General features: G+C 69.8%; 19 protein-coding genes and 3 pseudogenes. 5 read left to right on the plus strand and 17 right to left on the minus strand.

All coding sequences use genetic code 11. The features are described 5' to 3' along the window. Positions 1 to 10: 10 nt before the first annotated feature. From ABQE89_RS19155 to ABQE89_RS19165, 3 genes are all read right to left on the minus strand, one after another. On the minus strand, positions 11 to 856 hold the full coding sequence (locus ABQE89_RS19155; protein WP_448419483.1) for a sugar phosphate isomerase/epimerase family protein: 846 nt from the start codon (positions 854 to 856) through the stop codon (positions 11 to 13). Between the two features lie 19 nt (positions 857 to 875). Continuing rightward, the gene (locus ABQE89_RS19160; RefSeq protein ID WP_448419485.1) at positions 876 to 1958 is read right to left on the minus strand and encodes an Rv0497 family membrane protein; all 1083 of its coding nucleotides are present in this window, start codon (positions 1956 to 1958) and stop codon (positions 876 to 878) included. A gap of 65 nt (positions 1959 to 2023) precedes the next feature. After that, entirely contained in the window at positions 2024 to 3016 is a 993-nt protein-coding gene (locus tag ABQE89_RS19165; RefSeq protein WP_448419487.1) for a Ppx/GppA family phosphatase, read from the minus strand. A gap of 12 nt (positions 3017 to 3028) precedes the next feature. Here ABQE89_RS19165 and ABQE89_RS19170 point away from each other — a divergent pair, with 12 nt between their 5' ends. After that, on the plus strand, positions 3029 to 3826 hold the full coding sequence (locus ABQE89_RS19170) for a DUF3109 family protein (RefSeq protein ID WP_448419488.1): 798 nt from the start codon (positions 3029 to 3031) through the stop codon (positions 3824 to 3826). A gap of 55 nt (positions 3827 to 3881) precedes the next feature. On the opposite strand, the gene regX is transcribed toward ABQE89_RS19170, so the two are convergent. From regX to ABQE89_RS19200, 6 genes and pseudogenes are all read right to left on the minus strand, one after another. Next, positions 3882 to 4568, minus strand: a complete 687-nt coding sequence (gene regX / locus ABQE89_RS19175; RefSeq protein ID WP_448419490.1) for a two-component sensory transduction protein RegX — start codon at positions 4566 to 4568, stop codon at positions 3882 to 3884. Further along, complete coding sequence (locus tag ABQE89_RS19180) at positions 4565 to 5761, minus strand: ATP-binding protein (RefSeq protein WP_448419492.1); 1197 nt, start codon at positions 5759 to 5761, stop codon at positions 4565 to 4567. Before ABQE89_RS19180 ends, regX begins: the two co-directional genes overlap by 4 nt. Before the next feature lie 139 nt (positions 5762 to 5900). Beyond that, entirely contained in the window at positions 5901 to 6659 is a 759-nt protein-coding gene (locus ABQE89_RS19185; RefSeq protein ID WP_448419494.1) for a phosphoglyceromutase, read from the minus strand. Between the two features lie 125 nt (positions 6660 to 6784). After that, positions 6785 to 7282 carry a type III secretion system chaperone family protein gene (locus tag ABQE89_RS19190; RefSeq protein ID WP_448419496.1) on the minus strand — a complete coding sequence of 166 codons (498 nt, stop codon included), beginning with the start codon at positions 7280 to 7282 and terminating at the stop codon, positions 6785 to 6787. After that, positions 7279 to 8666 (minus strand): annotated as a pseudogene (mshA, locus tag ABQE89_RS19195) (D-inositol-3-phosphate glycosyltransferase); the annotation flags it as partial. The gene ABQE89_RS19190 and the pseudogene mshA, both read right to left, overlap by 4 nt. Before the next feature lie 161 nt (positions 8667 to 8827). Next, positions 8828 to 9919: pseudogene (locus tag ABQE89_RS19200) on the minus strand (ROK family protein); the annotation flags it as partial. 126 nt (positions 9920 to 10045) lie between these two features. Here ABQE89_RS19200 and ABQE89_RS19205 point away from each other — a divergent pair. After that, entirely contained in the window at positions 10046 to 10801 is a 756-nt protein-coding gene (locus tag ABQE89_RS19205; RefSeq protein ID WP_448419498.1) for an SDR family oxidoreductase, read from the plus strand. Positions 10802 to 10857: 56 nt separating this feature from the next. Here ABQE89_RS19205 and ABQE89_RS19210 read toward each other — a convergent pair whose 3' ends face one another. After that, entirely contained in the window at positions 10858 to 12144 is a 1287-nt protein-coding gene (locus tag ABQE89_RS19210; protein WP_448419500.1) for a L,D-transpeptidase, read from the minus strand. Positions 12145 to 12159: 15 nt separating this feature from the next. Then, complete coding sequence (locus ABQE89_RS19215; protein ID WP_448419502.1) at positions 12160 to 13209, minus strand: UDP-N-acetylmuramate dehydrogenase; 1050 nt, start codon at positions 13207 to 13209, stop codon at positions 12160 to 12162. A 26-nt stretch (positions 13210 to 13235) separates the two neighbouring features. On the opposite strand from ABQE89_RS19215, the gene ABQE89_RS19220 reads away from it, so the two are divergent. Beyond that, the gene (locus ABQE89_RS19220) at positions 13236 to 13742 is read left to right on the plus strand and encodes a DUF2505 domain-containing protein (RefSeq protein WP_448419504.1); all 507 of its coding nucleotides are present in this window, start codon (positions 13236 to 13238) and stop codon (positions 13740 to 13742) included. Here the strand turns inward: ABQE89_RS19220 and ABQE89_RS19225 are convergent. Together ABQE89_RS19225 and ABQE89_RS19230 are read right to left on the minus strand one after the other, a co-directional pair. After that, complete coding sequence (locus tag ABQE89_RS19225; protein ID WP_448419645.1) at positions 13726 to 14298, minus strand: TetR/AcrR family transcriptional regulator; 573 nt, start codon at positions 14296 to 14298, stop codon at positions 13726 to 13728. The genes ABQE89_RS19220 and ABQE89_RS19225 overlap by 17 nt on opposite strands. Positions 14299 to 14431: 133 nt before the next feature. Next, a pseudogene (locus ABQE89_RS19230) lies at positions 14432 to 14743 on the minus strand (AMP-binding protein); the annotation flags it as partial. Positions 14744 to 14862: 119 nt separating this feature from the next. Here ABQE89_RS19230 and ABQE89_RS19235 point away from each other — a divergent pair. Both ABQE89_RS19235 and ABQE89_RS19240 read left to right on the plus strand, forming a co-directional pair. Beyond that, a complete protein-coding gene (locus tag ABQE89_RS19235; RefSeq protein WP_448419506.1) occupies positions 14863 to 15714 on the plus strand; it encodes a carbon-nitrogen hydrolase family protein in 852 nt (283 codons plus the stop codon). Further along, on the plus strand, positions 15711 to 16607 hold the full coding sequence (locus ABQE89_RS19240) for an LmeA family phospholipid-binding protein (RefSeq protein ID WP_448419508.1): 897 nt from the start codon (positions 15711 to 15713) through the stop codon (positions 16605 to 16607). The genes ABQE89_RS19235 and ABQE89_RS19240 overlap by 4 nt, the downstream gene beginning before the upstream one ends. A 2-nt stretch (positions 16608 to 16609) precedes the next feature. Here the strand turns inward: ABQE89_RS19240 and ABQE89_RS19245 are convergent, their stop codons facing one another. The 4 genes from ABQE89_RS19245 to ABQE89_RS19260 all read right to left on the minus strand — a co-directional run bounded on the left by ABQE89_RS19245 (position 16610) and on the right by ABQE89_RS19260 (position 21563). Next, positions 16610 to 18451 carry a zinc ribbon domain-containing protein gene (locus ABQE89_RS19245; RefSeq protein WP_448419510.1) on the minus strand — a complete coding sequence of 614 codons (1842 nt, stop codon included), beginning with the start codon at positions 18449 to 18451 and terminating at the stop codon, positions 16610 to 16612. After that, entirely contained in the window at positions 18448 to 20091 is a 1644-nt protein-coding gene (locus tag ABQE89_RS19250; RefSeq protein WP_448419512.1) for a S53 family peptidase, read from the minus strand. Before ABQE89_RS19250 ends, ABQE89_RS19245 begins: the two co-directional genes overlap by 4 nt. Positions 20092 to 20439: 348 nt before the next feature. Beyond that, entirely contained in the window at positions 20440 to 21159 is a 720-nt protein-coding gene (deoC, locus tag ABQE89_RS19255; RefSeq protein ID WP_448419514.1) for a deoxyribose-phosphate aldolase, read from the minus strand. Beyond that, positions 21159 to 21563 carry a DUF2599 domain-containing protein gene (locus tag ABQE89_RS19260; RefSeq protein ID WP_448419516.1) on the minus strand — a complete coding sequence of 135 codons (405 nt, stop codon included), beginning with the start codon at positions 21561 to 21563 and terminating at the stop codon, positions 21159 to 21161. Before ABQE89_RS19260 ends, deoC begins: the two co-directional genes overlap by 1 nt. Positions 21564 to 21568: the final 5 nt, after the last annotated feature.

A 21568-nucleotide genomic window follows, 5' to 3' on the forward strand; every position in this document is an offset into this window, starting at 1 on the left:
TCACTTGTGATCAGCGCAGCAGATGCGCGCGGGCGAACTGCAGCGACTCGGCCAGCAGCGCCTCACGTTCGCCGGCCGTGCGCGCGCCCGAGGTGGTGACCTCAAGGATCACATGCCCGGAAAAGTCCCCGGCAGCCAGCATCTGGCAGATCTCGACGGTGGGCTGGGTGCCGCGGCCGGGCACCAGGTGCTCGTCGGTGGAGGCGCCGCTGCCGTCGCACAGATGAAGATGCACGAGCCCGTCGCCCATCCGGCGGGCCATCTCGATGGCGTCGGTGCCCGCGGTCGCGGTGTGGGACAGGTCCAGCGTGTAGTGGGCGTGGTTGCCGTCCAGCGGGTCGTAGGACGGGGCGAACGCCGAGATGCCCGGCCCCGGTTTACCGCCGCGCTTGCGCATCCGCTCGATCGAGGTCTGGCCCGCCCCGAAGAACCGGTCGGCGCGGAACGGGAACATGTTCTCGACCGCGACCAGCACGTCGCTTTTGGCCTCGAGTTCGGCCACCTGCTCGGTGAAGCCTTCGGCGTAGCGTCGCTGCCAGCGAAACGGCGGGTGCACCACCACGGTCTGGGCGCCGAGCTGTTCCGCGGCGCGCACGCTGCGCTCCAGTTTGGGGATCGGGTTGGCGCCCCACACCCGCTGCGAGATCAGCAGGCATGGCGCGTGCACCGACAGCACCGGCATGTCGTAGCGCTCGGAGAGCTTCTCGACGGCGTCGATGTCCTGGGACACGGTCTCGGCCCACACCATCAATTCGACGCCGTCGTAGCCCAGCTTCGCGGCGTACTCGAATGCGGCCTCGGTCCGCAGCGGATAGACCGAGGCCGTCGACAGGCCGACCTTGATGGCGGGGCGCACTGTGTTGTCGGCCGGCCCCTTAACCCGACTGCAGCAGCGCCAGCGGGCCCAGGGTCACCAACGCGCCCACGGCCACCGCGATCAGCGTGCTGCCGATGTCCTCGGTCTTGCGCACCACCCGCACCCCGACCACCAGGCCGAGGATCACCAGCACCGACAACACCAGCGCGACGATGTTGTTCCACATCCACAGCTGGTCGAACGCCACGAACAGCCCGGCGCCGAAGGCGACGGCCAGCACGCACTGCCCGACGACCAGGGCAGCGTGGGTGAACCTAGACATCCCGGACGGCTGGGCGGCGTCGTCGAGGTCGTCCTCGAGTTCGGCGTCTGGTTCGGTCTCGCGCGGCCCGCCACGGGCCAGATCGTCGGCGACGGTCTGGCCGCCGAACAGCGTGCCCCCGGTGGAGCGCAGGTAGGACGGCAGTTCGTCGCGGTCGTCGACATCGAGGTCGGTATCTCCGGCGACATCCAGGTCGGTTTCCTCGTCGTCCAGATCCTCATCCAGGTCTGGTTCGACGAGCGCGACCGCGGCATCGTCGTCCTCGGTGAGATCCGGGCCGGGGTCCGGGCTCATCTGCTCGGCGGCGGCCCCGGCCCCGTCCGCACCGAAGCGGCGCGGCGCGAAGGCCGAGCGCCGCGGCGGGGTGAAGAAGTCCAGGTCTTCGTCGGTCTCGCGGCGCGAGACGTGCTCCGCGTAGTCCGACACCGCGTCGGCGTAGTCGCCGTCGGTGTCCTCGGTGTCTTCGGCGTCTTCGTCTTCGGCGTCGGTGTCGGTGTCGGCACGGTCCCCGGGGGCTTCGAGTTCCTCGGGGGTTTTCTCGGCGATCTCCTGTGGAACCTCGGCCTTTTCGACGGCGGCCTCGGGTTCGTCGTCGACGGCAACCATCGCCTCGGCGGTCGGGGCGGGCTCGTCCTCGGGTGCCTCGTCCCGCACGATCGGGATCTCGCCGGTCAGCTCGGCGACCGTCACCGAGCCGTCACCGCGCCGCCGCCGGCGCCGGCCGCCGACGGGCGGGGCGCCGATCGTGCCGTTTCTCGCCAGCAACTCCGCGACCGAGATCGGGCGGGTGTTGCTCTGGCTGTCGTCTGGTCCTGTCATTTCTGTGTTGCCTCTGGCCTAGTACTTCGTTGACGTCGGCGCCGTGCGCGCCTGTGGTTCGCCGCTCAGCCTCCCTGCACGGGTGTCTGCACTGGAGCTTGATCGACGACACCGCCGACGAAGCCGCTGCCGTTCGCTTCGCTGTCGAGTTTCCGCAGAATCAGCCCTTCTCGCAACGCCCATGGACAGATGTCCACGGTTTCGATACCGAGAGCCTTCATGCTTGCCTCAGCTACCAACGCCCCGGCGACGATCTGTGGCGCCCGATCGGCACTCACCCCTTCCAACTCGGCACGGTCAGCCGCGGTCATCCTAGAGATGAATGCTATGAGCTGCCGCAAGCCCGTGGCCGTCAGTGTCCTCTTCACCCGCGGTCCTGCCCCGGACGGCGCCGCGCCCGTCAGCCGGGCCAGCGAACGGAACGTCTTGGAGGTGGCCACGGCGAGGTCGGGGGTCCCGGCTTCGAGCACCTCGGCACCGGCGTCGGCAAGCTCGGTGGCCAGCCAGTCGCGCAGCATCGCGACCCGGCGTCGGCCGGGCGGGTCGTCGGGCAGCCACTCACGGGTGAGCGTGCCCGCCCCCAGCTGCAGCGACAGCGCCACGTCCGGCTCCTCGTCGACCCCGTTACACAGCTCCAGCGAGCCGCCGCCGATGTCGATGTTCACGATGCGCCCGGCGCTCCAGCCGTACCAGCGCCGCACGGCCAGAAACGTCAGCCGCGACTCGTCGACCCCGGGCAGCACCTTGAGGTCCACCGTGGTCTCGGCCAGCACCCTGGCGAGCACCTCTTCGGAGTTCGTGGCGTCGCGCACCGCGGACGTGGCGAACGCCATCAGCTCCGCACAGCCCGAACTCGACGCGATCTTGGCGAACTCGTCGACGGTGTTGATCAGCTTGTCCGCGCACTTGCGGGTGAGCCTGCCCTCGCTGTCGATGGCCTCGGCCAGGCGCAGCGACGCCTTCGTCGAACTCATCGGCGTCGGATGGCCGCCGCGACGGGCATCGACCACCAGCAGGTGGACGGTGTTGCTACCCACGTCGAGCACGCCTAATCGCACGTCTCAAACCTAATGGGTTTACCGTTGATTCTTGTGAGCGCATCGCATCCTGGCGAGGTGGAACTCGACTTCGCCCGTGAATGGGTGGAGTTCTACGACCCAGACAACCCGGAACATCTGATCGCCGCCGACATGACGTGGCTGCTGTCGCGGTGGACGTGCGTGTTCGGCACCCCGGCCTGTAAGGGCACGGTGGAAGGCCGGCCCGACGACGGCTGCTGCTCGCACGGCGCGTTCATGTCCGACGACGACGACATCGCCCGCCTCGACGACGCGGTCAAACACCTGACCGACGAGGACTGGCAGTATCGCGCCAAGGGGCTGGGCAAAAAGGGCTACCTGGAGATGGACGAGTACGACGACAAGCCCAATCTGCGGACCCGAAAGTTCAAGGGCGCGTGCATCTTTTTGAACCGGCCGGGTTTCGAAGGCGGAATCGGGTGCGCACTGCACTCCAAGGCGCTGAAGATGGGCGTCGAACCGCTGACGATGAAGCCCGACGTGTGCTGGCAGTTGCCGATCCGGCGCACCCAGGAGTGGGTGGAGCGACCCGACGGCTCGGAGATCCTCAAGACCTGGATCACCGAGTACGACCGCCGCGGCTGGGGCGAGGGCGGCGCAGACCTGCACTGGTACTGCACCGGCGACCCGAACGCACACGTCGGAGCCAAGCCGGTGTGGGAGTCCTACGGGCCCGAACTCACCGAGTTGCTCGGCGAGAAGGCTTATGCCGAACTGGCGGCGATGTGTCGACGCCGCGGCGGGCTGGGCCTGATCGCCGTGCACCCGGCGACCCGCCTGGCCGAGTAGCGATTTCGGCGTGGCGGGTCGCGCTGAGCGCGACTGCGTGCACCGAAATCGCGGGTCAGCCTTCGAGTTTGTAACCCAGTCCGCGGACGGTGACCAGGTGCACCGGGTTGGCCGGGTCAGGTTCGATCTTCGAGCGCAGCCGCTTGACGTGCACGTCGAGGGTCTTGGTGTCGCCGACGTAGTCGGCACCCCACACCCGGTCGATCAGCTGCCCGCGGGTGAGCACCCGTCCGCTGTTGCGCATCAGATACTCGAGAAGGTCGAACTCCTTGAGCGGCAACGTGATCGGGTTGCCGTTGACCGACACCACGTGACGCTCGACGTCCATCCGCACCGGACCGGACTCCAGCACACCGTCGCCGACTGCGGCGTCGTCGTTGTCGGCGCCGCGGCGCAGCACCGCCCGGATGCGCGCGATCAACTCGCGCGCCGAATACGGTTTGGTGACATAGTCGTCGGCACCGAGTTCGAGCCCGACCACCTTGTCGATCTCGCTGTCGCGGGCGGTCACCATGATCACGGGCACGCTGGAGCGCGCCCGTAGTTGCCTGCAGACGTCGGTGCCGCTCATCCCGGGCAGCATCAGGTCGAGCAGGACGATGTCGGCGCCGGACCGCTCGAACTCAGCGAGGGCCGACGGCCCGTCGGTCACCACGGTGGCCTCGAAGCCCTCCCTGCGCAGCAGGAAGGCCAGCGGATCTGCCAAGGACTCTTCGTCCTCCACAATCAGCACACTGGTCATCGGTCGTGTCGGTCCTCTCCATCGGGTTGGCGCTCTTGGTCGTCTTGGCAGTCATCGGGATAGGCCGGAATCGACAGCGTGAACGTCGAACCGGTGCCGGGTTGGCTCCACAACCGGATCGACCCGTTGTGGTTGGCGGCGACGTGCTTGACGATCGCCAGCCCCAGTCCGGTGCCACCCGTGGCCCGCGACCGGGCCTTGTCGACGCGGAAGAACCGTTCGAACACCCGCGCCTGATCGGCCGGGTCGATACCGATGCCGCGGTCGGTCACCGCGATCTCGATATCGTCGCCGCGGCGGCGCCTGCTCACCGACACCGCGGTGCCCTCCGGCGAGTAGGAGATGGCGTTGGACACCAGGTTGGCGATGGCGGTGACCAGCAGCGACTGGTCGCCGAGCACGCGGTAGCCGGTCGGGGCGTCGGTGGTGATCTCGATGTCGGCGTTGTCGGCGGCCACCTTGTAGCGCGACAGCGCCTCGGCCACCACGGTGTCGACGTCGACAGCCTCCAGATCGGGCAGCCGCTCGCCGCCCTGCAGCCGGGACAGCTCGATCAGTTCGCCGACCATGTTGGCCAGCCGGGTGGATTCGGTGAGCATCTTGCCGGCGAACCGGCGCACGGTCTCGGGATCGTCGGCCGAGGCCATCACGGCCTCGGCGAGCACACCCATCGCCCCCACCGGCGTCTTGAGTTCGTGGCTGACGTTGGCGACGAAATCCCTGCGGGTGGCCTCCATCCGGGCGTGCTCGGACTCGTCGTCGGCGTAGACCACCGCGAACCGCCGATCCAGCTCGGTCAGCAGACGCACGTGGCCTCGCACCGAGAGCCCGGAGCGGCCGGTGGGCTTGCGCGGCGTGAGATCGACCTCGACGTCATCGCCGGTGGCCAGCGTGCGCTGCGCGGCCAGCCACGCGCGGTCGTCGAGCAACCGGCCGCGCACCACCCCGAGCTCGCCGGCGCGACGGTTGCAGTAGACGACGTCGCGGTAGGTGTCGACCACGACGATCCCGGTCGGCGACTGCGCGACGATGTGTTCGAGCATCTGGGAGACGGTGATGCCGGCCTGCGCGGTGACCCGCCGTTGCCGACGGTCACGGAACCGCGGCACCAGCCCCGCCCCGATGGCCACCCCGGCGGCCAGCGCGAGCAGTGCCATGAACACCGCGAGCAGCAGCGCCGAAACGACACTCACGTGAAAAGCGTACGCATACGGTGAACGGCATCCCAGCAGCGTGCGGCCGAACCGGGACACATCACACTCGGAATGCCCGAAATTCGGGGTTCCGACGGCCGCTGTTCACCCGGCGTTTGCCGGGCGGTGCCTCAGGGCGTTACTTCGCGCCCTGCGCGGCCACCGCGGCGGCGCCTGCGGCCGCGGCCTCGGGATCGAGGTAGGTGCCGCCGACGACCGTCGGCTTCAGGTCGCCGTCCAGGTCGTAGCGCAGCGGGATGCCGGTGGGGATGTTGAGCCCGACGACCTCCTCGTCCGACATCCCGTCGAGATGCTTGACCAGCGCGCGCAGCGAGTTGCCGTGCGCGGCGATCAACACGGTCTTGCCGGCCCGCAGGTCGGGTTCGATGGTCTGGGTGTAGTAGGGGACGAACCGCTCGACGACGTCCTTGAGGCACTCGGTGCGCGGCGGGCCGCCCTCGATGTCGGCGTAGCGCGGATCCCCGTCCTCGCTGTATCTGCTGCCGGGTTCGATCGGCGGGGGCGGGGTGTCATAGCTGCGCCGCCACGCCATGAACTGCTCCTCGCCGTACTTCTCCTTGGTCTCGGCCTTGTCCAGGCCCTGCAGCGCGCCGTAGTGGCGCTCGTTGAGCCGCCAGTGCCGGTGGACCGGGATCCAGTGCCGGTCGGCGCGGTCCAGGGCCAGGTTCGCGGTGGTGATCGCACGGCGCAGCAGCGAGGTGTAGAGCACGTCGGGCTGGCGGTCCAGTTCCTTGATCAGTTCGCCGGCGCGGACGGCTTCGGCCCGGCCCTTCTCGGTGAGGTCGACGTCGACCCAGCCGGTGAACAGGTTCTTCGCGTTCCAGTCGCTTTCGCCGTGGCGGAGCAGGATGAGCGTGGCAGTGTCTTTCGAGCCCATGACACAGAGACTAGTCGGCGGCCCGAGCGCGCCTGAGGTGGCTTGAGGCCCGCGCCGAGATCGACGAAATGGCGTGAGGTTCTCGCACAAATCCGCCCGTGTGTCCGTTGGGCGGAAAAAAGGGGTCAGTCGTCGTCGATCAGGTGCGCGAAGGCGCGCAGGTTCTTCAGCGATTCACCCCGCGACACCCGCCACTCCCACTCCTTCTGGATCGACGAGCGAAAACCCAACTCCAGCAGCGTGTTGAAGTCCGAGTCGACGGCCTCGAGCACCTGACCGAGGATCCGGTCGACCTCGTCGGGGGTGACCGACTCCAGCGACATCCGGCCCACCAGATAGATGTCGCCGACGTTGTCGAGCGTGTAGGCCACCCCGTAGAGCCTGCGGTTGCGCTTGAGCAGGAAGCGGTAGACGCCCTCGTGGTTCTCGTCGGGCTGACGGCAGACGAACGCCTCGATGCGCACCGAGTGCTCACCGATGGACAGGATCGTGTTGGTGGTCAGCCGGCGTTCACCGGGCAGTTCGACGATGATCCCGGGCAGCCCGCCGTGCGCGCCCTCGTGATAGGAGCACACCAGCCCGTTCTCTTTGCAGGCGTCCTCGATGACCTGCCGCGGGTTCACGCCCGCACCCCGCGCCGCATGGTGAAGCGCCGGCCGTTGCGCCGCGCGGGCAGGTCCGGTCCGCCCAGCCGGGCGCGGTGGTCGGCGATCGCGCGGCCGTAGCTGGCCAGCAGCGCGTCCACGGTGCGACGCCACGAGAACGACGCGGCGTGCTCGACCGCGGCGGTCCGCATCGCGTGGAGGTCGCGGCCCAGCAGTGCGTCGATGGCCCGCGCCCAGTCGCCGACGTCGTGGCCGTCGACCAGCGTTCCGGTCACCCCGTCGCGCACGGCCACCGGCAGCCCGCCGACCGCCGCGGCCACCACCGGGGTGCCGCAGGCCTGGGCCTCGATGGCGACCAGCCCGAACGATTCCGAATAGCTGGGCACGGCAACAAGATCGGCGGCCCGGTAGACGTCGGCGAGCGCTTCGCGCGTCTGCGGCGGCAGGAACGTCACATGCTCGGCGATCCCGAGGTCGTCGGCCAACCGGATCAGCGCGTCGGGGGCGGCCAGACCGCTGCCCGACGGACCGCCGGCCACCAGCACCCGCAGCCGGCTCTTGTCGGGGAGTTCGGCCGCCGCACGCAGCAGTACATCGGGGGCCTTGAGCGGCTGGATGCGCCCGACGAAGGCCAGCACCCGCTCGTCGTCGGCCAGCCCGAGCGCGGCGCGCGCGGCGCGGCGGTCACCGGGGGTGAACGTGTCGAGGTCGACGCCCGGGTGCACCACGTCGATGCGGGCCGGATCGGCGTTGTGCAGGGAAACGAGTTGCTGCGCTTCGGTTTCGGTGTTGACGATCAACCGGTCGGCCTCGTCGACCACCTGTTGCTCACCGACCGCGCGCAGCGGCGGTTCGGGCGTGTCGCCGTCGGCCAGTGCGGAGTTCTTGACCGCGGCCAAGGTGTGGGCGGTGTGCACCAGCGGCACGGCCCACCGGTCCCGGGCGAGCCAGCCCACCTGCCCCGACAGCCAGTAGTGCGAGTGCACGACGTCGTAGTAGCCGGGCTCGTGGGTGGCCTCCGCGCGCAGCACACCCGCGGTGAACGCGCACAGCTGGGTGGGTAGATCGTATTTGTCCAGACCCTCGAACGGCCCGGCCACCACATTGCGCACGATCACCCCCGGCGCCACCGGCACGACGGGCGCGTCGGTCGAGGACGTGGCCCTGGTGAAGATCTCCACTTCGACGCCGCGAGCGGCCATCTGGAGGGCGGTCTGCAGCACGTAGACGTTCATCCCGCCTGCGTCGCCGGTGCCCGGCTGCGCCAACGGGGAGGTGTGCACCGACAAAACGGCTACACGTCTGGGTGCCGGATCCGTGGCTGGGCGCACACACTCATGTCTACACCGTGGCTTCCGGGCGGGGCGCCAGCGCCCGGCGCATCGCCCCGACCGGGTCGGCGTAGAGGCCGCCGAGCGAGACCACCCCGGCGCCCGCCTCCTGCACCCGGTTCCCGAACGACGTGACCCGGATCTGGCGCGGGGCCATCACCGACCGCCCCGCGAATGCGGCCTCGACCAGCCCCATCCCCTCGGGATACTCGGTGAACCCCTGCCCACCGACCACCAGGTCGTCGGGGTTGAGCATGTCGCGCAGCAGCGCGACGGCCTCGCCGAGCACCCGCGCCCGCTCGGCGAGCAGCGCCTGGGCCCGGTCGTTGCCGGACCGGGCGGCCCTGAGCACGCCCGGCATCGTCGAGCCCGGTCCGTCGGCGGGTACGACGCGCGCCGCGCGCGCGGCGACCAGCACGGCCTCGTCGCTGACCGTGGACTCGAGTTGGCCGGTACCGCCCAGCAGTTCGGAGTGCGCGGGCAGCGCGGCGATGGTGCCCGGCCCGCTCTCCGGGGAGTGCACGCGGCCACCGATCGACAGCGCGTAGCCGACGGTCTCGCGGGCGTAGACGTACAGGCTCGTCGACGCCGGGGTGGGCGCCCGCCGGGTCCGCAGCAACAGTTCGGCGCCGGCCATCGCGTCCACGTGGGAGGCCACCGACACCGGAAGGCCCAGCGCCTCGGCCAGCACCGGCCCGACCGGGGCGTCCGACCAGCCGAGCCGCGGATGGTCGAGGGAGCCGGTGGCGCCGTCGACGACGCCGCCCGCGGCCACCCCCACCCACAGCGGGCGACGCCGGTGCCAGCGGCTCAGGTACCGGCGGGCGCTGTCGGCCAGCGACGCCAGCGCGGCGGACTGTGCCCCTTTCGGCGTCGGGGTCTCGACGACGTCGAGCGTGCGGCCAAACAGGTCGGTGGCCACGATGCTGGTGGTGCGGGCGCCGATGTGGATGCCCAGCGTCAGGTACGGCTCGTGGTTGACCTCGACAGGCACCCGTGGCCTGCCGACCGCGCCCGACACCGCCAAATCGGCGCGCTCACGCAGAATGCCGGCGTCGAGCAGCGCGGTGACCTGCCGGTTCACCGTGGCGATGCTCAGTCCGGTGACGCGGGCGATGACGTCGCGCGCGATCGGTCCGCGCGAACGGGCCGCGCCGAACACCGAGGCCGCGGCGGCGTCGGCCACCCGCAGCGAGGGGGCCACGACGTGGTGTCGGGCCAACAGCACGCGCTTGGCGTGAGCGGCCGAGGCGGGACGGGGAAGAGTGGTGGTGCGCACGGGGTGTCCTTCGGGGAGTCGACGGGAGGTGGGTCGGCGCCACACCTGGCGACTCAGCGGGACAGCGAAGCAGTTATCCGGGGTCGCTCAAGCGCGGCAGATCGCGCGGCGACAACAACAGCTCCGGGACACGAGGAGAAATTTAGCACGGGAACTACAGTTGGGCAGATGATGACCGCGAACAGTGACGGCCGGATTGCGGTGGTCACCGGCGCCAGCGCCGGCATCGGCGAAGCGACCGCGAAAACCCTTGCCGCCCAGGGTTTTCATGTGATTTGCGTGGCGCGCCGCGCCGAGCCGATCGAAGCGCTGGCCGCCGAGATCGGGGGCACCGCGATTGTGACCGACGTCACTGACGCCGACGCGGTGGCCGCGTTGGCCGACCGCGTCGACAGCCTGCCCGGGCAGGTCTCGGTGCTGGTCAACAACGCCGGCGGGGCCCGCGGCCTGGAATTGGTGGCCGAGGCCGACATCGAGAACTGGCGCTGGATGTGGGAGGCCAACGTGCTGGGCACGCTGCGGGTGACCCGCGCGCTGCTGCCCAAGCTGATCGACTCCGGCGACGGGCTGATCGTCACCGTCACCTCGATCGCCGCGTTCGAGACCTACGACGGCGGCTCGGGTTACACCTCGGCCAAGCACGCGCAGGGCGCGCTGCACCGCACGCTGCGCGGTGAGCTGTTGGGAAAACCGGTGCGGCTCACCGAGATCGCGCCGGGCATGGTGAAGACGGACTTCTCGCTGCGCCGGTTCGACGGAGACCAGGACCGGGCGGCCAAGGTGTACGAGGGGGTGACCCCGCTGGTCGCCGAGGACGTCGCGGAGGTGATCGGGTTCGTCGCATCGCGGCCGGCGCACGTCAACCTGGACTTCGTGGTGATCCGGCCGCGCGATCAGGCCAGCGCCTCGCGCTTCAACCGCCGCTAACCGGTGATTCGTGTGCGTTGAGGAGCGCTCACCGCAACAGAATGCACACAAATCGCTCAGCGGCCGGCCGGTTGCGGCGCCCCCGACGGCGTGGCGGGTGCGGTGCTGGGAATCGCGTCGGGCGAGGGCGCCTCGGTCAGCGCCGACATCGCCTTCCACTCCTCCCACGGCACCACCCAGTCCCAGATGTCGCCGTCGCTGTAGGACAACTCGATGCGGGTCCCGGTGACCTCGACGGGGTCGCCGTAGATCGCCGAGCGGAAGTACTGCTCGGCGTCGCCCTCGGACAGGTTGATACAGCCGTTGGTGACGTTGCTGCTGCCCTGCGACCCGAGGCTGGCCGGGTTGGCGTGGATGAACTCGCCGTTGTTGGAGATCCGCACCGCCCACCGCTCGTGGATGTTGGCGTAGCCGGCGGCCGGGTTGGTCATCCAGAAGTCCTCGTACTTCTCGGTGACGACGTGGATGCCGCTGCGGGTGACGTTGCGGTCCAGGTCGCCCTCGCCGTAGCTGCAGGCGAAGTCCATGATGACCCCACCCAGCTCGTCGATCACCTGGATCCGGTGCGACGGCGCGTGTGCCCGCACCACCTGGCGACGACCGATCTCGAAGTGCAGCGTCGCGTCCTGCGCGCCGTAGGCGCCGTCGCCGAACGGCACGCCGTAGAGCCGGGAGTCGACGTTGACCTTGGTGCCCGGCGGGAAGTACTCCCTGCTGCGCCAGTGCATGCGTGAGCCGCCGACCTCGTCGGGCAGCCACGCCCAGCCGCCCTCGACGGGCGGGTCGGTGGTCACGGTGACGGCCTTCTCGACGGCGGCCTTGTCGCTGACCGACGCATCGAACTGCAGGATGATCGGGGCGGCCACACCGACGACCTGACCGTCGGCGAGCTGGAACTGCCCGCTGACCTGTCGGACGGGGTTGACGGTGGTGAAGCCGCCTTCGACGGGCACGGCCTTGCCGTCGCGTCCGACCACCGAGCCGCTCCAGCCGTAGTCGACGCCATAGCCCAGCGGTTCGGTGGTGTGAAACGAGGTGCGGTCGCGGTCCAGCACCCCGGCGACGACCCTGCCGTCCGGGTTCCTCAGCGCGATGCGCTGAAACCAGCCGTCGGTGACCTCGATTCGCACCGGCGCGGTCGGGTTCACGTCGGTGGCGCCGGCGGCAGGCTCGAAGCTGATCGACGGGGCGGACGGTGCGCTCGCCTCGCCGGACGTGGTGGCCGACCGGCCCGCGCACGCGGCCAGCGCGCCGGGAGCGACGAGGCCGATCGCGAGCACGGTCAACGCCCGCCGCCTGCTGACGTGCGGCGGCACCGCGTCGAAGCTGGGGCCTGGGCTCACGTGAACCCAGCGTACCTACAGAGAGCAGCCGACCAGGGTCGGCTCGGGCACCAGATCGATCCCGAATGTCGTTCTCACACCGTCGCGTACCGTCCTTGCGAGCGCAATCACATCGGCGGTCGTGGCCCCGCCGCGGTTGGTGATCGCCAGCGCATGCTTGGTCGACAGCCGGGCGACCGCCCCCTCGCCGGGATAGCCCTTGGCGAAGCCGGCGCGCTCGACGAGCCAACCCGCGGCCAGCTTCACCCCGTCCGGCGCGGGGTAGTTGGGCACCGGACCCTCGACGCTGTCGCTGATCCGCCGCAACGTCGCGGGCGTCACCACCGGGTTGGTGAAGAACGAGCCGACGCTCCAGGTGTCGTGGTCGGGGTCGTCGAGCACCATTCCCTTGCGCGCCCGCAGCGCAAGCACCGCCGCCCGCACCTCGGTCGGATCGACCCGCGAATCCGGTTCAGCGCCAAGCGCCTTGGTCAACTCCCCGTAGCGCAGCGGTGCGCTTCGGCCGTCTGGGTCGAGCGCGAACTCCACTTCGAGCACGATCGAGTCCTGCGAGCCCTTGAGCACGCTGGTGCGGTAGCCGAACCGCAGCGTCTCCGGAGTCACCCAGCGCTGCTCGCCGGTGCGGCGGTCCAGCAGCCGCACCCGCCGGATGGTGTCGGCCACCTCGGCGCCGTAGGCCCCGACGTTCTGCACCGGGGTGGCTCCCGCCGAGCCCGGGATGCCCGACAGGCACTCCAGTCCCCCCAGCCCGTGTGCCAGGGAGGTGACCACCACGTCGTCCCAGGACGCACCCGCTTCGGCGCGCACCACCGTGTCCTCGACGGTGATCTCCGAGTTGGCGATCAACACCACCGTGAGGTCGGGCAGGTCGTCGGCCAGCACGACGTTGGACCCGCCCGCCAGGATCAGCGGATCACCGTCGAGCGTGCGCAGCACGTCGATGACCTTCTGAGTGGTGTCGCACCTGATCAGCCGCCGGGCCACCGGCCCGACCCGCAGCGTGGTCAACGGCGCCAGCGGCACCGCCTCCTCGACGGCCGCACCCCCGATGAGCGAACTGACCACGGGCGGTAACGGTAGCCTGGCCAGCTATGCCGCGCTCATTCGACATGGCCGCCGAATACGAAGGCACCGTCGAACAGGTCCACCAGGCGTTCAGCGACCAGCGGTACTGGCTGGCGCGGTTGACCGATTCGGGTGCCGACGACTACTCGCTGGAGTCGATGACCGTCGACGCCGACGGCGGCATCGACGTCGTGACGACGCAGACGCTGCGCTCCGACCGGCTGCCCGGCATCGTCACCCAGTTCCACCGCGGCGACCTGATCTTCATACGCGAGGAGACCTGGTCGCCTGTCCGGGACGGGCGGGCCACCGCGACGGTCAACGGCGCCATCAAAGGCGCGCCGGCCAAGCTCGGCGGCACCGCGGTGCTCGCCCCGACCGACGGCCGCTCACGGCTGGAGTTCACCGCGACCGTCGAGGTCAACGTGCCCCTGGTCGGCGGCAAGATCGAGAACTTCATCGGCAGTCAACTCGTCGAGTTGCTGATCGCCGAGCAGCGGTTCACCACGGCGTGGCTCACGGAGAACGCGTAGCGCCGCCCAGCGCGGTCAGGCAGAACCGCCACAACCGCTCCTTGAGCTCGTCGAGTTCGCCTTCGGCGTGCGGGGCGAAGGCATAGAAGTGGTAGACCGAGCGGACCAATTCGGTGATCAACCACGAATCCCACTCGGGATCACAGGGATTGAGCAGTCCGGCATCGATGGCGGCAACCACTTCGGTACGCACCAGATCGACGAACGGCTTCTCGGCGTCGGCCAGCTCCTTGGGAAACTGCCGATGCAACCGCCAGCGCGTCGACACCACGAACCGTGCCATCGAGGCGTCGCGGCTGTCGCCGCCCAGACGCTCCAACGTCGACATGATGTAGAAGCGCAGCCGCATCAGGGGGTCGGGCATCTCGGCGGTGGCACTGACCCAGCGTTCGCACGCATCCACCATCGCGTCGCCGACCACGGCCAGCAGCAACTCGTCCTTGCTGGCGAAATACCGGTAGAAGGTCTGCAGCGCGACCCCGGCTTCGGCGGCCAGTTCCTGGGTGGTGAACTCGTCACCCTTGGTGGCGACCAGCCGCCGCGCGGCATCGAGCATCTGGCGAACCTGCTGGGCGATGCGCTCGCGGGAGCGCTGTACGGCCGCCGATCGCTCCACGGCACGCTCCACCCAAGACACCGGGAAATGCTAGCGCTCAGGCCTGTCGCGTGGGTCGGCTCGACGACCGCGCGAGCAGCGCCGAGACCCAAAATGTCGCGGCCGCGTCCATCCAGTTGGGCAGCTGCATGGCGACGACGTCGCCGGGGCCCACCCCGCGGGCACGCAACCCGGCCGCCAGACGTCGCGCCACGGTCTCGACCTCGGCGAAGGTGCCGGTGAACGGCCGCACGCTCGAGTGCACCCGAAACGCGGTGTCGGGGCTGGCCGTCAGCGCCTCGGACACCAACGCGCCGAGGGTTTCCGACGTCCACCAGCCCTCGGCTTCGTACCGCGCGGTCAGAGTCGCGGGGACGGCGCCTGCGGTGATCAGTCGGTCCTCCATGGCGGTGCGAAGCCTGCATCCGAGCGGGTGTGATCATAGCAACACTCTTTGTGAGATGAGAGTGTGATTCTCGTTCTACATGCATCGAAAGCACCCTTTTGTGCCAGTACGCTGACGACATGCGGATCGCCCTCGCACAAATCCAAAGCGGCACCGAGCCCACCGCCAACCTCGGACTGGTCGAGGACTACACCCGGCGTGCCGCCGATGCCGGCGCCCGGCTGGTGCTGTTCCCCGAAGCGACGATGTGCCGGTTCGGTGTCCCGCTCGCACCGATCGCCGAACCGCTGGACGGGCCGTGGGCGTCCGGGGTCCGCGCGATCGCCGAGCGGGCGGGCGTCGTCGTCGTCGCGGGCATGTTCGTTCCCGCCGATTCCCGGGATGGCCACCCCAGGGTGACCAACACCCTGCTCGCGGCGGGCCCCGGCCCGGACGGATTCATCGACACCCACTACGACAAGATCCACCTCTACGACGCCTTCGGATTCACCGAATCGAACACCGTCGCGCCCGGCACAGAACCGGTGGTGATCACGGTCGACGGCGGTCAGGGTCCGGTCGCGGTCGGCCTCACGCTCTGCTACGACATCCGGTTCCCCGAGCTGTACATCGAATTGGCCCGCCGCGGAGCCCAACTCATCACCGTGCACGCGTCGTGGGGCAACGGCCCCGGCAAACTGGACCAGTGGACACTGCTGGCCCGGGCGCGCGCCATCGACACCACCGGCTTCGTCGCCGCCGTCGATCAGGCCTACCCGGGCGACGAGCTCGCGGCCGCCGGCCCCACCGGCGTGGGCGGCAGCCTGGTCGCCTCGCCGGTCGGGGCCACCGTGGTGGTGGCGGGTGCCGACCCGCAGCTGCTGGTCACCGACGTCGACCTCGACGCCGCGGCCAAGGTGCGCGAGACGATCGCGGTGATGAGCAACCGCGCAGAGTTCACCCGCACAGGTAAGGCAGAATCGCGGGGGTGACCGATCCCTGGGCTCGCCCCAATCAGCCACCCGAGCCACCCCAGCCACCGCCGCTTCCGCAGGGCCCCCCGCCACCTGCACAGGCTCCGCCGCCGGCGGCCGAAGGACCGGGCCCGCAGCCACCGGCTGAGCAGAAGCGCTCGCCGGCGGAGGTGCTCAAGAACCTGTTCCGCGACCCGCTGTCGATCGTTCTCGTGGTGGTCATCGTGGTGGCGCTGACGGTGGCCGGCGTGCTGGCCGGCGAGTTGTACGCCCGCAACCGCGCCGACAGCGTGGTGGCCAAGGTCGTCGAATGTGTGGTGCGCGACGACGCCAGCGCCTCCTTCGGCGCCCTGCCGCCGTTTCTCATCCAGCACATGTCGGGCCACTACACCAACATCCACATCGAGACCGCGGGCAACCAGATCCGCGACGCCAAGGGCATGCGGGTCAACCTGACCATCAAGGACGTGCGCCTCGAGAACACCCCGACCTCGAGCGGCTCGGTCGGCTCACTGGTCGCCGACATCAACTGGAGCGCCGACGGCATCCTTCGCACCATTCAGGACGCCATCCCGCTGGTCGGCTCCTTCGTCACCGGTGTGACGACCAACCCGTCGGCCGGAACGATCGAACTGGAGGGTGCGCTGGGCAGCGTCACCGCCAAACCCGTCGTCGACGACAACGGGATCGCGCTGGAAGTCACCAGGCTCACCGGGCTGGGCTTCAGCCTGCCCCGCGAGACCGTGCAGCCCGCGCTCGACGCGTTCACCTCGCAGTTGACGAAGAACTATCCGATGGGCATTCACGCCGATTCGGTTCAGGTCACCGACTCCGGTGTGGTGAGCCGCTTCTCGACGCAGAACGCATCGATCCCGAAGAGCGAGGACGATCCCTGCTTCGCGGGGCTGTAACCTCAGCCCAGTCGGTCACCCCAGCGAAAGCTGTTGACGTACTTGCCCATATCCATCGCCAGCTGAAGGTTGGCCCCGGAGGGATGGCCCGTCCCGAAGTCGCGGGTGAACTCGCGGTACGGGCCGATCGCCGCCGCGACCAACGCGTAGTCGTGCTTGACCGCCGTCATCACCACCAGCCGAAGTCTGGTGAATCTACCGCTGGCGTCCTGCGGATACTCGTCGGCGACGATGCCGTATCCCGGTTCGTATCCGACCATGGCATTGGGGATCTCGTACTCGACGGTGGCGTTCGGATACGTCGCCTTCACGAGGTCGTCGGTGATCTGCTGCGGGGTGCGGCCCTCGGCGGGCAGTCCGAGCAACTGCATGGTGCCGGTGTCGCCGCCGACGAAGTCCAACTCCACCCCGTCCGGTCGCAGTATCGCGTTGTAGGCCGTCCCCGGTCCGGGGTACTGCACGGAGAATTCTCCGTCGGCGGAGACGAAGCGCGGGTTGGACTCGACCGGTTCGGCGATCGGAGGCCGCCCGCAGTCCGGCGGGCACACGTACTTCGGCGCCTCCGGAGTGGCCAGTGCGGCGACCGTCACTCCCCCGGCGAACGCGACGGCCAGGCCCGCCCCGAGCACCGTCAGCAGTCGCGGGTATGAGGTGCGCCGAACCGGCACCGCCGCATAGGAATCCGCGGGCAGCGCATAGCCGGGCGCCGGTTCGGTCTCGCGGTCGGGTCGGGTGCCGGGCGACGCAGGAGGTGCCGCCCGCCGCGAGACCCCGCAGTTCGGGCAGAACTCCGTGTCGGGGATGACGTGCTCACAGTGCGGACACCGCGCGTGCGCACCCTCGGTCGTCGGTTCGTGCACCTCGCCCAGAAGCACGACCTGCAGGCCGAATCGCAGGGCCAGCAGCGCAATGACCGCGATGAGCAGATGCACCCCTGCGTGCATTCCCTCCAGCAGCGGCGACAGCTCCAGCGGCCCCACCGCGAGGTAAAGCCCCAGTGTCACAAGCACACCGAAGACAATGAGCTTGGGCCTGCCGAACCACAGCGCCGCGCCGACCAGTCCGCCCAGCGCCGCAGCGGTCAGCGGCAGCGCAACCCCCTGGATGGCCGCCTGCACCAGCAGGCCCCCGATCGGCCGGTCATGGTCGGTGATGCCGGTCGCGAACTGCGGCGCCGACCGGGTCAGTGTCCCCGCCGCGGTGAACACCAGCGCACCCCACGCCCCTATCGCGTAGCCGTCCAACGCTTCTCGGGTATCCGGCCGTGACAGTCGCATGACCACCACCGGCACCAGCATCAGCACCGCCGCGCCCACCGGGATCACCATTCCCAAGATGGTGTCCTCGACCGACGGTGCGGCGCCGAGCGCGACATCGTGGGTTTCGGCGATGATCCTGCCGGTCACCCAGGCCCAACCGATGCCCAGCGCGACGCCCACCCCGGCGGGCAGCGCCAGTGAACGGATCGGCAGGTCGCGACCGACACCGGACTCGCGCAGATACAGCGCGAAGATCAGCGGGGGGCCCAGCGCGCCGACGACGATCAGCGCCGCCTGACAGCGCACCAGGGCGAGGGTGAGCAGCGCCAGCGCCAGCACGGCCAGCCCGGCCCGGAACGGCGCGCGCGACGAGTGTGGCAGGTGCGGAAGCAACGAACTGGCCACGGCCAACCGGAGCGTGTGCTCGCCAGGGGCCGCCGCGTAGGCGCCCAGGCGCAACCGGGTGCCGTCGTCGTCGCGGCGCGCGAGACGGGCACCGCAGTTACCGCAGAACGCGGCGACGGGCACCTCGGCGCGGCACCCGGGGCAGTTCGTCGTCGGCACCGCAGGACCCGATCCACTCACCGAGGCGCCGTTCCCTTCTGGATGTCGAGAAGGTTGCGCGCGAGGTTGTAGGTGTTCGGGGTGCCCAGCCCGGTCACCAGGTCATAGCCGGGCTGAGCCAGGTCGACCGCGTTGCCGCCCTTGCGCACATCGCGGAATCCGGGACGGTTCGATCCGCTGGCGACCCGATACAACAGGGGGTTGAGGTCGCCGAGCAGTTGCCCGCCGTTGGCCAGCAGGTACTGGTTCATCAGCGCGGTCAGTGCGGCCCAGATCGGCGCGGCCTGCGACGTGCCGCCGCCGACCACCTCGCGCTGGTCGAAGATGAACCTGACGCCGGTGAACGGGTCGGCGACGGCGGCGACGTCGGGTGTCAGGCGGCGTCGTTTGGTGTCGCGCGTGACCGACAACTGCTCCTGCCACGGGGGCCGGTCGAACAGGGCCGACACCCCACCGCTGGTGCCCTGCGACAGCGGTGAATCCACCCACGCGTGTTCGGCCAGCCACTGCCCGCGCGGGCCGGTCGACAGCGTCGTGCCGCCCACCGAGGTCATCGTCGGCAGGGAGGACACCGAGTCCAGCCCGACGTCGTCGGGTCCCGGTGGGGCAGACCATTTCTCGCCGCCCTTGCACTCCAGGCCCGCGGTGTCGCCACTGGCGTCGAACGCCGACGTGCCGCGGCGCTGCGCGGCGGTCAGCGCGGCCTGCACCGGCGCGAGATCAGCTGCAGTCACCATCGCCTCGCAGCCCCACCCGATCGACAGGCTCCAGACCGCACCCGGGAACCGGCGGTCGGCCTCCTCGAACATCCGGCCGATCTTCTCGTAGGCGCCGTCGCCCTCCACGGTCGGCCGCGCGTTGACGAGGACGAGCTGGGCATCCGGCGCGATGGCGTGCGCCACCTGCAGATCCATCGCCGCCTCGCCGTTGGATTCCTCCGGCTGACCACCGACCAGCACGGGGGTGAACCGGGGCAGATCCGACGTGTCGGCGAACGTGTCGAGGTCTTCCTGGTCGGCTCTGTCGAAAGCGAAGACGACGATGGTCTGGCCCTTACCGGTGAAGCCGGCATCGACCAGCGGTGTGGCGTTGTAGGCATCGAGCAGTCCGCGCGGTGTCAACCCGCCCTTGGGCACGTCCAGCGGAAAGAAGCCCGGGCTGGCCGTCCGATGCGGCGTGTAGCTCATGATCCGGCCGACACCGGTGACCACGTCGCGCAGCGCGGCAGGCACCGACGGCTGCTGCGCAGAGGCGTAGAACTCCTGCCCGTCGAGGCCGCGGTAGTCGCGCACCGGCACGCCGAACGCGCGCGCCACGTCGGCCGCGGCGCCCTCGACGATCGCCCACCGGTCGCCGGTGCGCCATCGCACCCACAGGCCTTCGGCGCCGGCCCAGTCCGTCAGGGCCCGGGCGCCGTGCGTATCCGTCAGGGTGACGGTGAGCTGCGCGTCACCCGACCGGGATGGCCCCAGGTCGCTCGAGCTGGCCAGCAGCTTCGCATACGGGCCGGTGATCGTCTCCGCGGTGCGGGGCGCACACCCCGCGCACAGATCGGATGCGACCAGCAGCACCGCCGCCGCGGCCAGCGCCGAGAGCCTGTGCTTACTGACCCCGGGGGCCGTTGTGGCGGCCCGGTGTGGGCCCCTGAGCCGGAGGCGCATGAACGGTTGGCGAGAACGGGTTGGGGCCGGAGTCGATACGTGGCGCCTTCTCGGTCGGTTCCACGGGAGCGGCCGGAGACGTCGGGGTGGTCTCGGTGGTCGTCTCCGTCTGAGTTGTCTCAGTGGTTTCAGTGCCAGGGGCTTGCTCCTCGTCGCTGGAACAGGCCGCGGTCAAGGCGCCCATCGCGACGATGGCGCCCATACCGACAACCGCCGAAAGCCTGCGAAGCAAACGCGTGTGATCTGTCATGTGGAGATCCTATCTGCCGGTCTACCTGTTAGGAAGCGCTTCCGGCCAAGATCATCACACAGCTACCCACTGTTTACAGCAAATTTTCGCAGTCAGCGTCAATTATTGGCCTGGTCGTGCGGCCGATCATGAGGCTCTGCGTCCAGGCCGTCGAGCACCGTACGGGTGCCGGACAGGCCCAGGCGGGTGGCGCCCGACTCGAGCATGGCGATCGCATCGGCCGCGGTGCGGATGCCGCCGCTGGCCTTGACCTCGGCGCGAGGTGCGACGGTCGCGACCATGAGTTCGACCGCGCGCACCGAGGCACCGCCGGCGGGATGGAAACCGGTGGACGTCTTGACGAAGTCCGCCCCGCCGTCGACGGCCGCCAGGCACGCGTCGACAAGCGTCTGCTCGCCCGCGAGATCCAGCAACGCCGCCGACTCGACGATCACCTTCAGCGTGACCCGGTCATCGAGTGCGGCGCGGACCGCCGCGACGTCGTCGCGCACCGTGCTCATGGCGCCGGCCACCGCGGCACCGACGTCGATCACCATGTCGATCTCCGTCGCGCCCGCGGCCGCCGCCAGCCGCGCTTCTTCGGCCTTGATGACCGAAAGGTGTTTGCCCGACGGAAATCCCACGACGGCGGCGATCGTCAGCCCCGGTTCGGCCTCGCGACGGGCGGCCGACACCATCGACGGTGACACGCAGATCGCGTACACACCGAGTTCGGTGGCTTCGCGGGCCAACCGTGCCACGTCGGCGTCCATCGCCTCGGGCTTGAGCAGCGTGTGGTCGACAAGCGCGGCCACCTCGTCCCGGTGGTGACCGCGCATCAGAACGGTTCTTCGGTACCGCCGGGATTGCAGCCGGCCTCGAGCATCTGCTGTTCGGAGACCTCAGGCCGCCACGGTTCGAGGTTCCAGCTGCTCTTACCGGGTCTGCCGAGTTCGGCGAACTGCCAGTGGCAGTCGAACTGTTCGCGCATACCGGGCAGGTCGGCGTCGGGTGACAGCGCCAGCACCTCGGCCCATGCCGAGTCGGCGGTGACGGCGCTGCCCAGGCCGGACGCCTGGCGCCCCGAGGCCGTCGGATACACCCGCAGGCTGGACAGGTCGCCCCACTTGGCCCACGTGACGTTGTCGATGTAGGGCGGTGGGGGCGCGGGGTCGGCCACGGCGACGGGAGCGGCCAACAGTGGCGCGACGGTACACACGGCCGCTGCCGCGACCGCAGCCATCCCGC

The organism is Mycolicibacterium sp. XJ1819, from assembly GCF_053483675.1.